15 protein-coding genes are annotated in these 14434 nt (G+C 46.4%); 9 read left to right on the forward strand and 6 right to left on the reverse strand.

Annotated features, from left to right (window positions below):
* The first annotated feature begins 85 nt into the window (after positions 1-85).
* The 3 genes from AZI86_RS16305 to AZI86_RS16315 all read left to right on the forward strand — a co-directional run bounded on the left by AZI86_RS16305 (position 86) and on the right by AZI86_RS16315 (position 2449).
* Positions 86-535, forward strand: coding sequence for an OsmC family protein (locus AZI86_RS16305; RefSeq protein WP_061836359.1), 450 nt, complete (start codon positions 86-88; stop codon positions 533-535).
* Positions 536-621: 86 nt separating this feature from the next.
* Entirely contained in the window at positions 622-1146 is a 525-nt protein-coding gene (locus AZI86_RS16310; protein ID WP_061836360.1) for a hypothetical protein, read from the forward strand.
* Positions 1147-1324: 178 nt separating this feature from the next.
* A complete protein-coding gene (locus AZI86_RS16315) occupies positions 1325-2449 on the forward strand; it encodes a GGDEF domain-containing protein (protein WP_061836361.1) in 1125 nt (374 codons plus the stop codon).
* A 61-nt stretch (positions 2450-2510) separates the two neighbouring features.
* On the opposite strand, the gene AZI86_RS16320 is transcribed toward AZI86_RS16315, so the two are convergent.
* Positions 2511-3026 (reverse strand): hypothetical protein, encoded by a 516-nt coding sequence (locus tag AZI86_RS16320; RefSeq protein ID WP_061836362.1) that lies wholly within the window; start codon positions 3024-3026, stop codon positions 2511-2513.
* Positions 3027-3282: 256 nt separating this feature from the next.
* Here AZI86_RS16320 and AZI86_RS16325 point away from each other — a divergent pair, with 256 nt between their 5' ends.
* The 3 genes from AZI86_RS16325 (at position 3283) to AZI86_RS16335 (ending at position 5764) form a co-directional block, all read left to right on the forward strand.
* Positions 3283-4182, forward strand: a complete 900-nt coding sequence (locus AZI86_RS16325; RefSeq protein WP_061836363.1) for a TIGR02147 family protein — start codon at positions 3283-3285, stop codon at positions 4180-4182.
* A 144-nt stretch (positions 4183-4326) separates the two neighbouring features.
* Entirely contained in the window at positions 4327-5199 is an 873-nt protein-coding gene (locus tag AZI86_RS16330; RefSeq protein WP_061836364.1) for a S8 family peptidase, read from the forward strand.
* A gap of 37 nt (positions 5200-5236) precedes the next feature.
* Entirely contained in the window at positions 5237-5764 is a 528-nt protein-coding gene (locus tag AZI86_RS16335) for a thermonuclease family protein (protein WP_061836365.1), read from the forward strand.
* A 1-nt stretch (position 5765) separates the two neighbouring features.
* Here the strand turns inward: AZI86_RS16335 and AZI86_RS16340 are convergent, their stop codons facing one another.
* From AZI86_RS16340 to AZI86_RS16350, 3 genes are all read right to left on the reverse strand, one after another.
* Complete coding sequence (locus AZI86_RS16340; protein WP_253715991.1) at positions 5766-6269, reverse strand: MarR family winged helix-turn-helix transcriptional regulator; 504 nt, start codon at positions 6267-6269, stop codon at positions 5766-5768.
* Positions 6270-6345: 76 nt separating this feature from the next.
* Entirely contained in the window at positions 6346-7026 is a 681-nt protein-coding gene (locus AZI86_RS16345; RefSeq protein ID WP_061836366.1) for a pseudouridine synthase, read from the reverse strand.
* Positions 7023-7613, reverse strand: a complete 591-nt coding sequence (locus tag AZI86_RS16350; RefSeq protein ID WP_061836367.1) for an RlmE family RNA methyltransferase — start codon at positions 7611-7613, stop codon at positions 7023-7025. Before AZI86_RS16350 ends, AZI86_RS16345 begins: the two co-directional genes overlap by 4 nt.
* A 106-nt stretch (positions 7614-7719) precedes the next feature.
* Here AZI86_RS16350 and AZI86_RS16355 point away from each other — a divergent pair, with 106 nt between their 5' ends.
* Entirely contained in the window at positions 7720-7926 is a 207-nt protein-coding gene (locus tag AZI86_RS16355) for a hypothetical protein (RefSeq protein WP_061836368.1), read from the forward strand.
* On the opposite strand, the gene AZI86_RS16360 is transcribed toward AZI86_RS16355, so the two are convergent.
* Complete coding sequence (locus AZI86_RS16360; RefSeq protein ID WP_253715992.1) at positions 7923-9173, reverse strand: MFS transporter; 1251 nt, start codon at positions 9171-9173, stop codon at positions 7923-7925. The genes AZI86_RS16355 and AZI86_RS16360 overlap by 4 nt on opposite strands.
* A gap of 472 nt (positions 9174-9645) precedes the next feature.
* The gene (locus AZI86_RS16370) at positions 9646-11280 is read right to left on the reverse strand and encodes an ABC-F family ATP-binding cassette domain-containing protein (RefSeq protein WP_061836370.1); all 1635 of its coding nucleotides are present in this window, start codon (positions 11278-11280) and stop codon (positions 9646-9648) included.
* A gap of 210 nt (positions 11281-11490) precedes the next feature.
* Between AZI86_RS16370 and AZI86_RS16375 the strand changes: the two genes are divergently transcribed.
* Both AZI86_RS16375 and AZI86_RS16380 read left to right on the forward strand, forming a co-directional pair.
* Positions 11491-12273: a hypothetical protein gene (locus AZI86_RS16375; RefSeq protein WP_253715993.1), complete on the forward strand. Its 783-nt coding sequence runs from the start codon at positions 11491-11493 to the stop codon at positions 12271-12273.
* A 197-nt stretch (positions 12274-12470) separates the two neighbouring features.
* Positions 12471-14321, forward strand: coding sequence for a DEAD/DEAH box helicase (locus tag AZI86_RS16380; protein WP_061836371.1), 1851 nt, complete (start codon positions 12471-12473; stop codon positions 14319-14321).
* The last annotated feature ends 113 nt before the right edge of the window (positions 14322-14434 follow it).

The raw sequence follows: 14434 nt of genomic DNA on the forward strand, positions 1-14434 counted from the left end.
ATCAGCATGACTAAAAATCTGTATTTTAACGAAGCTTTGCCATCTTGGGCGCAAGTTTTTAGACTGCCCTTTTAAGGAGGTCCTTATGGACAGAAAAGCCAGTGCATTATGGGAAGGTGATATTAAGAATGGCCGCGGTCAACTTTCATCAGACAGCGGGGTTCTAAAAAACCATCCGTATTCTTTTGCCACACGATTCGGCGATACACCGGGTACTAATCCCGAAGAACTTATTGCCGCCGCCCATGCGGGCTGTTTTACCATGGCGTTAGCGGGAGCTTTGGGTAAAAAAGGATTTACAGCTGATAAGCTGGAAACCTCTGCAACCGTCACAATCGGTAAAGACGGCGAAGGTTTCAAGATCGGATCTTCACGTTTGAAATTGCGCGCCCAAGTTCCAGATATTGACGAAAAAACCTTTCGTGCCATTGCCGAAGACGCTAAAGCCAATTGCCCGGTGTCTAAAGTTCTGAATGCCGAAATCTCACTAGAAATTGATTTCCATCAATCCATTCATGCGGGTGCTTCCCACTAACTCTTAGCAGCACGTCGTAGAACTTTTGTGATGCCATCTCTTCCAAGAGGTGGCATTTTTATTAAGAACCTTTAGAAAGGATATTTATGAGAACTCTTTATGTAGGTCTTCTTGTCGTAGCTTCGGCTTCTCTTTTGTCCGCGTGTGCCAGTACCAACACCATTCGTGATGTGCCTAAAATCGATCCTGAAAAAATCGAAGTGCCGGCATTAAGTGCTCTGCCCAAAAGAGACATCAATTTGCAAATCGTAGATGCCCGCAGTGCTTCCGTGAAAGAACAAAGCTTGGAATTACAAGCCGAAGTGGAACGCGCCACGAGCCGTGCTTTAACTCGCACGGGTATTGCGGTGACTGGATTAAGCAACAATGCTTTGACGATCACGGTGCAAGATTATGCCACCGAAAAATTCCAAGAAGGCTGTGTTAAAATCAATGGCGCTTTATTGATCCCTAAAAAAGCGAAATTAAGTTCCGACGCCACTAGCTGCTATGAAATGAAAACTCCGGGTGGACGTTTGATGAGCAGTGATATCACTAAAGCTTACGAAGAGGCTTTGACTTTGGTTTTTAAAAATCTAGATCAAGCTTTGGGAAAACTGCAAACTATGTAATAAAAAGGTCCTGTAACTAAGATATACACTTTGGGGCAAATTCTTCTTTGCCCCAAAGAAGTCTTAAAGTGAGACAGGACGTTCTATTAATTTCGGTCTGATTTACTTCATCCTCCCGCCTCACATTCCGATGAGGACATGTGCTCTGTGAGAGCCTCGATTCAGCGGAGGTAGTTCCTTGAAAACGTGGATGAAAAAGCTTGTCGACCAATTCGATATGGACTGGGGTGGAGCTCACCCAAATTCAGAAGATGGCACAGCCAAGAAACCTAATACGCCGGTCTTAACCGAAGATCGTGCGACGTTGCTGTATATTTTAGACGTCTATAATAAGCATCTTTTTGAAATCCAGAATCATTCCGTGCGCAAAGTGCGCGCTAAGCTTGATACTTTTGCTAAAGAGCTAGTACAAGCCAATCCTGAAGAAGCCGAAAAAACGATGTTCCGCATCCGTCAGTTTATTTCAAGCTATCGCATTGATGAATACTCTTACGTGCAAAACACCTTTGATGATTTTAAGCGCATCATCTGGGACTTTGCCGACCACTTAAGCGAAGAGGCGCACGCCGAAGACTCTTCCCAAGCGGACATCAACCAAAGCCTTGAGGGCTTACGTGAAGCCGTAGAATCAAATTCGATTGAAGACTTGCGTGCAAAATCTCGTGAGTTCATCAACTTCTATTTAAAGCACCAAACGACGAAAAATGATCGTCGTTCAAAACGCATGGAATCTATCAAAAAGAATCTGACGACGGTGAAAAAACAACTGATGGAAGCCAATCAAACGGCCCGGCGCGATCACATGACCGGCGCCCACAATCGTCGCAGCTATGATGAACAAGTCCGCCGTTACTTGCAATTGCAAGACATCGATAAAGAACCGATGACGTTGATTATTTTAGATATCGACTTCTTTAAAAAGATCAACGACAACTATGGCCATGATTTTGGCGACTTCGTCTTAAAAGAATGCGTGCGCTTATTACAGGAAAGCTTTTCACGCGAAGAAGACTTTATTGCCCGCCTAGGTGGTGAAGAATTCGGGGTCATCCTTCCGGGATGTAACGTCGAAGCGGCAACAAAAATGGCTGACGAGGCCATGGCTCGCATCCGCAAGGAAGCCTTCGTTCATGAAAACCAAACGATTCGCTTCACCGTTTCTATGGGTATTGCTCAATACTCCCCCGGTGAATCACCCGATAACTGGTACAAACGCGCCGATGAAGCTTTATATGAGTCCAAACAAACTGGACGAAACAAGTATTCTCTGGCCTCTAAACCCGGTATCAAGCGCGTGGCATAATCCACAAAAAAATGGCCTTACCCGCGCAGGCAAGGCCATTCTATCGGTCCTTAGCACAACTTTACTTTCTTTGTCCCAGACCGTAACGAGCTTCACAATTGATATGAATGGCTCCTTTACCCAGCGTAAAAAACTCCACACCTGTATCTAAGCCTCCGGTAGCTCGCGTGAAATTTTTCATAGGATCAAACAGTCCTTTTTGGTAAGTAACGATGGTCACCCCCGGCCAAAACTTATCCTTATTCATATCCGGTCCTGGCTCGTTCACATGATAAGAGGGGTACTGTCCCACACTTGCAATACGGAAGTACGTCGTGACGCCATCCCGCTCGACATTTCCCACAAATAAAAATCCCGATTTGTCGACCACTTTACCTTCCACACCATCACTAAAGCTCTTTTGAGTCAGATCAACAGACCTATCGTTCACTTGGCAACGCACATCTTGGAAAGATTTTAGTTTGTTAGATAAAAAACGGCCTTCATCTGCAGAGCCGATTTGCCCATTGCCTGCAAAAGCCGAGATACTTAAAGAAAGTAGGGTCATAAGAACCGCAGCGTTGATTGATTTTTTCATTTTGGTCTCCTTGGTTTTGTGGAGAATCTCACCAGACTCGCGAGGGGCGGAGGACTGATCTTCTCATCGTTTATTACGGACCTCCCTACAAGCAGTGTGCCATCCATCCAAAGAACCTTTATGGCTCATAGGCATATTAAAACTTACAGACTGCCGCAAATGGCGGCCTCATTGGTGTCAAAGTGCTCCGAGTGGAGCACCTAATAGTTTTTGACTTTGGGGGCACAATCTTCTGAACTAATTCTTTGGGGGATCTATGAAAAAACCATCCGTTTTTGAATATTTAGATATCGTCACCTTTTTGCGTGACGATTTCGCGTATAGGAAATCCGTGGCGCCCAATTTCTCTTATGAGGCATGGGCCTCAGAGTTGGGTTTCCAAAGTCGCTCTTATGTCCGTATGATCTTGTTAGGCAAAAAAAAAATATCCGATAATTTCGCCGAATACTACATAAAAGCTTGCCGTATGAATTCCAAAGAGGCCGAGTATTTTTTAATCCTATTGAAATACTCACAGACAGGAAGGCTTGAAGAAAGGCAAGTTTACGGGGAAAAATTGATGCAGATTCTGAGAAGTGTCTCACAAAGAGAAATCATAAATCCATCGGCAGAATTTTATTCCCGCACGCTTTATTCCCGCCTTCTAACACTTTTGGGTTTCAAAGATATCCAAACCTCCGTGTCTTCTTTGTCCGAAATTCTTGTGGTGGACCCCATGGAAGTGCAAAAAGCCCTGGAGCTTTTGGAACAATTAGGATTGGCGGCGGCCAATGAGCACCAGGGCGTGCGGGTTTGGCAAACGGCGCTTGGAAAATACACCGTGCCTTCTCAGATCGGCAGTGCTGATTTGATGAAATATCACGAGGGTAGCTTGATGGAAGCCATTCAGGCTTTTCCCCAGTCTAAAGAAAATCGATACTATAAAAGCTTACTCGTCCCTCTTTCCCCAGAAGAGGTCGATCAATTAAAACAACTAGTTGAAACCTTTTGCTCTGAACAGCTAACCCGCTTCCAATCTTCTTATTTAGCGCAGCGGCGGCTCTTTCAGGTGAATCTGAATTATTATGCTGTTTCCCAACCCTTGGCCGACACGATTGTCGAGAGCGATGTTTCTCTTTCAGAGGAGAAGTGTCGAAACTTTAGACAACTGTCATAGGGCTTTTGGTGACCAGAATTTTCTGGTCATTTGATCTCGTTTACTATGCGCATAGAAATTTCAGTGCACTTTTTCGAAACTTACAGTCGAAATTAAAATTACGCGCACTACAGGCTGGCAAGCTCGTTGCTTTAGGTGAATGTCATGAAAACTGTGACACTCACAACGAAACTTTTTATCTCAGCAATTTTACTTTTCCCTGCGATGGCGCGACCACAACAACAAGAAGATGTGGTGGTCGCGATCATCGACACCGGAATTGATGTGAATCATCCCTTATTAAAAGATCACCTTTGGACGAATCCCGTTGGCGGACTCCACGGATGGAATTTCTCTTCTAACAATAGCGATATCGAGGACAACCACGGACACGGTACTCATATCGCGGGGATTATTTTAAGAAAGGCTCCTTCGAAACGCATCAAGTTTATGGTCTTAAAATATTATGACCCCTTAAAAACCGGCGAGGACAATTTAACGGCGTCCATTGAGGCCATTAAGTACGCCACAAAAATGAAAGCAGATATTATCAACTATTCGGGCGGTGGTGATTTAAAGAGCCCGCTGGAGGAAGCTGCCATTCGTGATGCGCAAAAACAGGGAATCGTTTTTGTCGCCGCGGCCGGTAATGAAGGGCGCAATACCGATCGCGTCGGCTACTTTCCAGCGGGCTATCGTTTGAGCAATATTATTTCGGTGGCGGCCACCGATTCGCGCCAACGTTTACTTGCAAGCTCGAACTATGGGTCTGAATCCGTCGACATCGCTGCCCCCGGCAAGAATGTTTACTCTAGCTTGCCCGGCGGTAAATATGGATTTATGTCTGGGACCTCCCAAGCCACGGCCTGCGTGACGGGACTCGTAGCGGCCCTCATGGTGCGCACCGAAAAAACTTTGAGCCCCGAGGATGTAAAGCGGGTTTTGGTCAAAGCCGCGACCAAAGATCGTCAATTGGCTAAAAAAATACGCTCAGAGGCCCGGATTTCATCTCTTCAAGCCTCATTTTTTACGAACTAATTTGACCTGGCCCAGGATGGGATTCTAGGCTTTAAGGATGAAGCCACATCTTTTTCTAACCTCTATCATTGCTGCTTCCGGAATTTTAAGTGCCTGCTCTCCGTCCACCCCCGCTCAAGCCGACTTTACGGTGACGACAAAACCTTCTGAGGAATGCCTTCACGATGAAAAGACCTTTCGCTGCGTGAAGGTTTTAAAGAACTATGACGGCGACACGATCACCGTGAACATCCCTAATGTTCCACCCTTGATTGGCAAAAATATTTCGGTGCGGGTTTTCGGAATCGACACCCCGGAAGTAAAAACTAAGAACCAGTGTGAAAAAGAGGCCGGCCGCATTGCTAAAAACTTGGTCAGCGCGACTTTAAAAAATGCCAAAACAGTAGAACTGCACAATGTTCGCCGTGATAAGTATTTTCGTATTTTAGCGGATGTGAAAGTCGATGGTCGTTCTTTGAAAGATATTCTTTTAAAGAACAAATTGGCTTACGAATACGATGGTGGCACCAAGAAACGCCTTGATTGGTGCAAGGTTGTTCGTCTGCCCGCCAATTCGGGACGATAAACTATCGGATATCAGATCCGGGTTTGATTTCCTCAAACATCGGAGCGACTTCTGAATCCACAATCTTTGCCTGCATGCAGAACTCTTTCATAAGACCGGCAAGTTTGGCTGTTTTTTCGGGATTCATATTTTGCAAAGTCTCAAGCATTTGTTCTTGAATCGTACCCGGGATGGTCTCTAGTTTCGCAAGACCCGCTTCCGTCAAGGAAACCACCACACGGCGAGAGTCTTCAACAGAAACCGTGCGAGATACCAACCCCTGCTCTTCCAGCTTTTTTACGACAACCGAAACCGAACTCTGATGAGTTGTCGTTCTTAGAGCAAGGTCATTAATAGAAAGACCCGGCTCATCTTTTAGTTTTTTTAAAACAAAAATCTGCGCCACACTTAATCCCAATTCTTTTTCAAAATGGCTAGAAGAGACACGCAGAGCTTTAAAGATATGACGGATGTAATCCATCACTTCACCGACTTCAGGACGATATTTAACAGAAGTTTGACTCATGAAAATATTTAGGATGATAGCAGCTTAACATGCAACATTATTATATATGAACGCGCATACATGACATTTTGCAGATTTATAGAGCAATGACTTCAATTTTTGAAGGCAGTCCGAATTTTGCGGCTTGCGCACAACTCTGAAAATCGATGCGGTAAGAGCGAAGCGCGATTGTGTTCGGCGCGCATTCCACACTGGATCCGTACAAAATGTCTCCAACAATCGGAAACCCGTGGCGACTGAGATCAAAGCGCAGCTGATGCGGTCTTCCAGTCACCGGCTCTAAATCCCATTGCAAAAATCCGGCGGGATTTGTTCCTAAAAAGTGAGCATGAGTCAGACATGGCTTTCCTTGTGAACTTTCATAAGCTCGACGTTTCCCACGCAGCTGGCGGCTTTCCCAGGCATACCCTTGTCCCGGAACCAAAGAAATCGCCTCGCGATTGTTTTCAACATCGGCCGGTATGTGAACAAAACTTTGAGATGTCGTCAGAGCTTGATAGGACTTATGGACCTGTTTTTTTTCAAACCAGCCGTTGGCCGCGCGATGGCTGTCGGCGTTCTTGGCGAAGACAACAAGCCCTGAGACCTCAAAATCCAAACGGTGTACGGGGTAAATTTGAAAGCCCAACTGATCTTGCAGTTCCTTACCTAAACAGCGACGCCCATCTTCTTCCGCAAACCGACTGGGGGTCGTCAAAACTCCAGAAGGTTTATCAGCAATAAAAAAATGTTCATTTTCAAAAACGGCCGAGATCATTTTTTCGTGATTCCCACCAAGAATATTTCTTTAGAAATCTTGCGGGTCGAGTCCGGCTTCACAGCTTCCACTTTCTGGAAAACCCTTTTCATTTCATCACGAAGCTTGCTGAAATCGTCGCTATGAAAAAGTTTGCAGACAAAGTGCCCGTCTTTTTTTAGAAATCTTCGCGCCACATCCAACGCCAGTTCACAAAGCTCCATGGACCGGGCTTGATCGGTCATGCGGATGCCCGTGGTTTTTGGCGCCATGTCGGACATAACAATATCAAAAGGTGGCAGAAACCCGTGCTCCTTAAAAATATCTTCTAAATTGAGATCGCGTAAATCTGCTTGGATAAAAACGGCGTTTTTAAGTTTCACCGTGACTGGACTTAGGTCCACACCCAAAACGCGGCCGTGATCGCCCACCACTTTTGAAGCATATTGAGACCAGGAGCCGGGTGAAGCCCCTAGATCTAAAACCGTTTTTACGCCACGAAAGATTTTGAACTTTTGGTCGATCTCTTCAAGCTTAAAAACGGAACGAGCCGCGAAGTTTTCTTGCTTGGCTTTACGGAAATAGTGATCACGAGGATTGTAAGTCATATCGAAGGTTTATGTCTTTTCAACCCTCGATTGTCCACCACTTCTTTTGTGGTTCCCTTTTCTAAGCACATATAATAGAAAAGATTCATCTTAAAGAGGAGATATCGTGAATTTGATTCTAGGCATGGCCTTCTTTTTTATCATTATCACGCTGATATTTGTGGCGATTGCCATTTTCTTACCAGAGTGGATGGGAATCACCGGCAATCACGCCAAACGCATTATCGCGGAACAACAGGAACAAAAACCGGAAGAACAAGGGGCCGAAGAAAAAGACTCTGCATCACCGACTTCCTCCCCTAAAACTCACTAAGCCGGCTCTTTCACCTTCATTAAAAGCCAGCTGCCCGAAATAAAGAGCACTAAAAGACCCACCAATCCTAAACGCGAATTGCCCGTCACGGTCACACCGACGGCCACCACCAATGGCCCCAGGATCGAAGCAAAGCGGCCCACGATATTGAAAAATCCAAAGTACTCGCCACTAAGGTCTTTAGGAATCATGCGCGCAAACATGGAGCGGCTTAAAGACTGAACACCCCCTTGCACCATCCCGATCATGATCGCCAAAGCATAAAATTGCCAAGCTTCGGACATCCAGGTCGCCAAAATCACGGCGACGGAGTAAGCCGCGATACAACAGAGAATCGGTTTTTTTGTGCCCCAACGCTTGGTCACTGTTCCGAAGTAATAAGCACAAGGGAAGCCAATGAACTGGGTGATCAGCAAAGCCGCAATCAAATCTTTTGATCCCAATCCAATCGACATACCGTAATCCACGGCCATCGTCATCACGGTGTAAACGCCGTCAATAAAGAGCCAATAAGAAATTAAAAAGATCGCGATATTCGGTTCGGCCTTCATGGATTGTGCAGTCTCTTTAAGCCGTTGAATACTGGCTAACGTCAAACGCCCTACGTTTTCAACCGATCGCTCCGCTGCCGGCTCCGGAATATTTTTAAACAACGGAATACTGAAGATCGTCCACCACACCGCCACCGTCACAAAAGATAAGCGCACGGCGGTGACGCCATCTGTAATTCCAAACCAGTGTGGGAATAAGTACATCAAGACGTTAAATAAAAATAAAACACCGCCGCCCAAATACCCCATCGAATATCCCAGCGAGGAGACGTAATCTAAGTCTTTCGCGGGAGCCACATGAGGCAGTAATGATTCATAAAAAACAATGGCCGCATTAAACCCTAAAAACCCGATCCCGTAAGCCCACATGGCCGCTTCCCAGCCCCCCATGGGAATGAATCCCAACCAGAAGCTGCTAAGAACTCCCATCGCGGTGAAAAAAAAGCAGAAACCTTTTTTAAAGCCCTTGAGGTCGGCCACCACTCCTAATGTGGGGCTTAGGCAAGCCATGATAAGACTGGAAATAGAGATGACGGTCCCTAAGCGGGCCGTGGTGGTGACGGCGTCAATACCGGGGCTCCAGTATTCTTTAAAAAATACGGGAAAAAACCCGGCCATGATCGTGGTTGCAAAGGCACTATTGGCCCAATCATAAAAAGCCCAACTGCGAATACGCTTTTTTTCTGCCACGTCCACTTGTGACCTCCAACGTCTTCATTAGAGTTCACGCTTTCAGTATCACGGGCAACAAAAAAATCTTTTACTTACGCGCAGGTTCGACTTGTTCCGGTCGCTCTAAATTTTCACTTTTAAATTCTTGGATCAAGCACACCGCGCCAATTATCGTGCACGATGCGCCTAAGAGCAGGTAGACGTAGATACTCCGCCGATTCTCTTTAAAAAGATAAAAAGACAATCCGGTTATTATTAGCAACGGTCCTATGACCGCAAGCGAGTTGAGCATTTGCCTTAAGGCAAATGTCCCGAAATCAAAGTTCATAACCACCACCTACGTTCCGTTATTTGGTTACACTTTTACATTTAATTATTAAACTTATCGGTGGTTAGATCGGGATCTTAAGTGGACTCGCATTACATTTCGCCGAAACGAATATAAACCGAGAGTCTCAAGAAGGGTCGTCTCGGTTTGGTAACTGATGAACAAAAACTAGCGTGCCGCCAGTTCCTGTTGTTTTTTATGTTGGTAATAGTCGTAATCACCCTCATAGATGCGCAAATGATTGCGATCAACTTCAAACACGCGAGTGGTGACTTCTCTTAAGAAATGGCGGTCATGCGATACGAGCATAACCGTGCCCGGGAAGTTTTTAATAGCTTCTAAAAGCAATTCACGCGAAACGATATCTAAATGATTCGTCGGCTCATCCAGAATTAAAAGATTCACCGGTTGCGCTAAGATCGTCGCTAACACCACGCGGGATTTTTCACCTCCAGAAAGGATCGAGATTTTTTTCTCTGCATCTTCCCCGGAAAACTTAAAGGCCCCTAATAGAGTTCGCACGGTGCCTAACCCCGCATTGGGCATGCGTGAGTGAACCTCATCAATGATCGTCATTTTAGGATCTAAAACGTCCAAAGAGTTCTGGCTGAAATAACCTAAATTGATCGAAGCCCCTAAGGCCACCTTGCCCGAAGTCGGCTCGGTTTCACCGGCGATAATTTTTAACAACGTGGATTTACCTGCCCCGTTGACCCCGACCACCGCGATGCGATCCATGCGTTTAACTAAGGCGTTGGCCCCGGAAAATACGTTTTTCTCTTTGCCGTCATCGGTCTTCCAAATTTTTCCTAGGTTTTCAAATTTAACAACCTCATCCCCGCCGCGAGGGGGGACGGGCCATTCAAATTTGATTTCCAATTCTTCTGGCGGGATTTCGATACGATCAATTTTTTCCAACTTCTTCACGCGCGATTGCACTTGCGCCGCATGGGAGGCGCGGGCGGCAAAGCGCGCGATAAATTCTTCTTCTTTCGCGAGCATGTCTTCTTGACGTTTTGCCGCGGCAATCAATTGCTCTTTGCGAACTTGGCTTTCACGTTCATAGAAATCGTAGTTGCCCCCGTAAACGGTGATGGTTTTATTAGCGATTTCGACAATCTTCGTGACCAAGCGATTCATAAAATCACGGTCATGCGATGTCATTAAGATGGCACCTTTAAAATTCACCAGCCACTCTTCCAGCCACACGATAGATTCCACATCTAAGTGGTTCGTTGGTTCGTCCATCAGCAAAACTTCAGGATTGAGTACAAGGATTTTTGCTAAGGCGATACGCATTTTCCAACCGCCGGAAAAGCTTTCGGTCGGACGATTATAATCATCAGGGCCGATACCAAGACCGGTTAAGATTTCTGCGGCACGTGATTCAAGATCGTATCCACCAAGACGTTCAAACTCCCCTTGAAGTTCCCCGTAGGTCTCTAAGATCTTCATCATTTCATCCGGATCTAAATCTGGATCCGAAAGTTTGGCTTCGTATTCCTGCATGCGTGCTTGCATGTCACCGATATTGCCCACCGCGGATTTCACTTCTTCCAGTGCCGTTTTCCCGCGCATGTCTTCGATGTTTTGCGAGAAGTAACCAATCACCGTGCGATCCGATTTTGAAACCGTTCCGCCGTCTACACCCTCTTCGCCGGTGATGATACGAAAGATCGTGGTTTTACCCGCACCATTGGGACCAACCAGGCCAATTTTTTCGCCGGAGTTAATTTGAAAAGAACCGTTACGGTACAGGATCTTATTCCCGTGCTGCTTAGAAATATTGCTTAAGTGAATCATGGTTCTTTATATATAACCCACGATCGACCAAGTCTCTGTTTAAATTTTTATTTTTTCGACCAGAATCTGGGCACACTTCACACCTTAAACAAAATGCCGCAAATTCAGGATTCTTTAAGATTAAAAACCTTAGATTTTTCAAATACTTCCGTAACACTTTGGATCCTCACATGGCCCGCCCGTTGCTTAGTTCTAGCGTAAGGGGCCCCGATGACGACAAAAACACAATTTTTCACTCTGAAAAGCATGCAGTCCGTTTTGGTCGTAGCTTACTTATCTCTGATGTCTATAGGTTGTGCAAAAATGGGGCAATTCCCAGCTCTCTCTATCGACAATTCGAATTTAAGTTCGGGTATTGAGACCCCGGATAATGACTCTGCGGGCGGGCTCCCCCCTCCGGTGACGGAAGATCCCAGTTACAAAATGAAGCCCCTGGCTTGGGAATCAAGCTCTTACCCGGAACGCGCGAAGTGGTCGGCGTATTTACAAAGCATCATCATGAACCAATGGAGCAGTCTTCTTTCTGGCTCCTCCGACATCACCGCTTTTTGCCCGACCTATAACTCTTTACAAAATGCCGAGCGCGCCAACGTGTGGGCGCAGATTTTTGTCGCCATCACTAAATATGAGAGTGCCTATAGTCCCGTGTCCCGCATGCACGAAACGACGATGGGAACAGACCCGGTCACGGGGCAACCTGTGTACTCTGAAGGGCTTTTACAGCTGTCCTATCAAGACGTGCAGTGGGCCAAGTGGTGTGAGTTTAGCTGGGCTGCGGATAAAAATTTAAGCCCTACTTCGCCTACGAAATCCATCTTAGACCCTTACAAGAACCTAAATTGTGGAGTCGGCATCATGGCTCAACAGATCAAAAATAAAGGCGCTATCGTCTTGAATTCCGGGGTGTATTGGGCCGTGCTCAAGGGCAATGGTAAGTACCAGCAAATAAGCGGAATTCAGTCTATTGTGAAGTCTCTTTCATTATGCAAATAGTTCATAAAAACGCGGCTGAGGCAAAATATATAGAGCTTTTGCCCGCCACATCGTCTATCTTGCGCTTTCATAAAACAGAGGGCATTTGATAGAGCTTTTGCGGGCTAATGAGAGTTCGCATTCGACGAAGCTTCACTGAAGGTCCTCTCCATATTTGGGTGCATTTTATTTGATCACCCTTCAGGAAGGTTCCCTTAATGACTCCAGTCACTACTGTTGATAATTTTGAAAGCTTTGGTTTAAGCACGCTTCTTTTAGCGTCTATGTCTGACATGGGTTTCACCACCCCTACTCCCATCCAACGCCAAGCTTTGCCTTTGCTTTTAGCCGGCGCTCAAGACTTTATCGGTCTTGCTTCTACGGGCACGGGTAAAACAGCGGCTTTCGGTATTCCTCTTATTGAAAACATTGATGCCACCATCAAAGACACCCAAGCTCTGGTGATGAGCCCCACGCGTGAATTAGCCCTGCAAGTGGCTGAGCAATTGGCTTTGTTAGGTAAGAAAAAAGGCGTTCGCGTCGTGACGATTTATGGTGGTTCCAGCTACCGCACACAAATGGAAGGTATTAAACGTGGCGCCCACATCGTGGTCGCGACACCGGGCCGTTTGGTAGATTTCTTAGAACAAAAAATCATCAAACTGCAAAAAGTGAAAACGGTCGTTTTAGATGAAGCCGATGAGATGCTTTCTATGGGCTTTAAAGAAGACATGGAATTTATCTTAAAAGCGACTCAACCCGATGACGCTGCTGATTCGGCACGCGCGGCTTGCCGTACTTGGTTGTTTTCCGCAACGATGAGCCCTGAAGTAAAACGTCTTTCATCGACTTACTTAGACAATCCAGAAACTGTTCAAGTCAATAAAGTCGGCGCAGCTGAGACTATCGAACAAGTTTATTACACGGTGAAAGATTCTTATAAAACAGAAGTGATCGGCCGCTTGTTACAAACTCTTCCAGAATTTTACGGCATCATCTTCTGCCAAACCAAAATGGAAGTGGCAGAGCTTGCTGACGTATTAACTCAACGGGGTTTCCCCGCAGATTCTTTGCACGGGGATAAATCACAACAAGAGCGTGAAGCGACTTTGAAAAAGTTCAAACGCCGTGACGTGAAAGTCATCGTGGCGACGGACGTGGCGGCGCGTGGTTTAGACATCAAAGATCTTACTCACGTGATCAATCACTCTTTACCATGGGATTCAGAGTCTTATGTTCACCGTATCGGTCGTACCGGCCGTAACGGACAAAAAGGCACGGCGATCACTTTGGTCAATCCCGCGCAATTAAACCTTCTTCGTCGCGTGATGATCAATACAAAAGCGGTCCTTGTAAAAGGCGTGATCCCTTCAGCAGATGAAGTTGCGGGTCTAAAAATCAAAGACGTTTTAGAGCGCGTCGGCACCATGAAAACCGAAGCTCCAGAACTCGAGTTGGCGGCGGATTTAATCCAAGATCTTATCCAAGCCGGCGAAATCGACTTTAAAGAGCTTTCTAAAGAAGATCTTTTAGCTCGCTTTATTGTCGCTTACTTCCCGAACGTGTTTGTTAAAAATGATTCTTTCATGGATTATATGGGCGACCGTATTCCTCGCGAATTGTTGCCTCGTGATGCTCAAGACAACCGCTTCACTCGCAACCGTGAAGGTGGCGGTGATGATCGCGGGCCTCGTCGTGGCGGTGGTCGCTTCGGCGGTCGCGGCGGTGGCGGCGGATTCCGTGGTCGTAATGACCGTGGTGATCGCGGCGAGCGCGCTGAATTTTCTGGCGGCGGTGAGCGCTCTGAGCGTCCTCGTTTTAACGACCGTGGTGGTGAAGACCGCGCCCCGCGTGGTGAGCGTTCTTTCCGCGCAAGACCTTCTGAAGGTGGCGTAGGTGGGTTTCGTTCTGAGCGTGCTCCCCGCGCGGAAAGATCTGAGCGCAGCGAGCGTTCTGAAAGACCGGCTTCTGCTCGCGGGGCCGAAGCCCGTGGTGGGGACCGTCCAGAACGCCGTGACCACCCCGGAATCAAAAGATTCCGCGCGGGTAAAAAGCGTTACGATGACTAGTCGACATTAAAGATGTGCAAATATTACCCGGCGACCGAAATGGTCGCCCCCTAACAGGGGCTTTGGGGGAAAATTACAATAGGAAGGGCTGAAACCCTTCCTATTTTTATTTG

The organism is Bdellovibrio bacteriovorus, assembly GCF_001592735.1.
GTDB lineage: Bacteria > Bdellovibrionota > Bdellovibrionia > Bdellovibrionales > Bdellovibrionaceae > Bdellovibrio > Bdellovibrio bacteriovorus_D.

Excerpts from the sequence above, each read along its gene's own strand:
- AZI86_RS16305 (WP_061836359.1), top strand. The coding sequence starts at position 86 with ATGGACAGAAAAGCCAGTGCATTATGGGAAGGTGATATTAAGAATGGC.
- AZI86_RS16310 (WP_061836360.1), top strand. The coding sequence starts at position 622 with ATGAGAACTCTTTATGTAGGTCTTCTTGTCGTAGCTTCGGCTTCTCTT.
- AZI86_RS16320 (WP_061836362.1), bottom strand. The coding sequence starts at position 3,026 with ATGAAAAAATCAATCAACGCTGCGGTTCTTATGACCCTACTTTCTTTA.
- AZI86_RS16325 (WP_061836363.1), top strand. The coding sequence starts at position 3,283 with ATGAAAAAACCATCCGTTTTTGAATATTTAGATATCGTCACCTTTTTG.
- AZI86_RS16330 (WP_061836364.1), top strand. The coding sequence starts at position 4,327 with ATGAAAACTGTGACACTCACAACGAAACTTTTTATCTCAGCAATTTTA.
- AZI86_RS16335 (WP_061836365.1), top strand. The coding sequence starts at position 5,237 with ATGAAGCCACATCTTTTTCTAACCTCTATCATTGCTGCTTCCGGAATT.
- AZI86_RS16340 (WP_253715991.1), bottom strand. The coding sequence starts at position 6,269 with ATGAGTCAAACTTCTGTTAAATATCGTCCTGAAGTCGGTGAAGTGATG.
- AZI86_RS16345 (WP_061836366.1), bottom strand. The coding sequence starts at position 7,026 with ATGATCTCGGCCGTTTTTGAAAATGAACATTTTTTTATTGCTGATAAA.
- AZI86_RS16350 (WP_061836367.1), bottom strand. The coding sequence starts at position 7,613 with ATGACTTACAATCCTCGTGATCACTATTTCCGTAAAGCCAAGCAAGAA.
- AZI86_RS16370 (WP_061836370.1), bottom strand. The coding sequence starts at position 11,280 with ATGATTCACTTAAGCAATATTTCTAAGCAGCACGGGAATAAGATCCTG.
- AZI86_RS16375 (WP_253715993.1), top strand. The coding sequence starts at position 11,491 with ATGACGACAAAAACACAATTTTTCACTCTGAAAAGCATGCAGTCCGTT.
- AZI86_RS16380 (WP_061836371.1), top strand. The coding sequence starts at position 12,471 with ATGACTCCAGTCACTACTGTTGATAATTTTGAAAGCTTTGGTTTAAGC.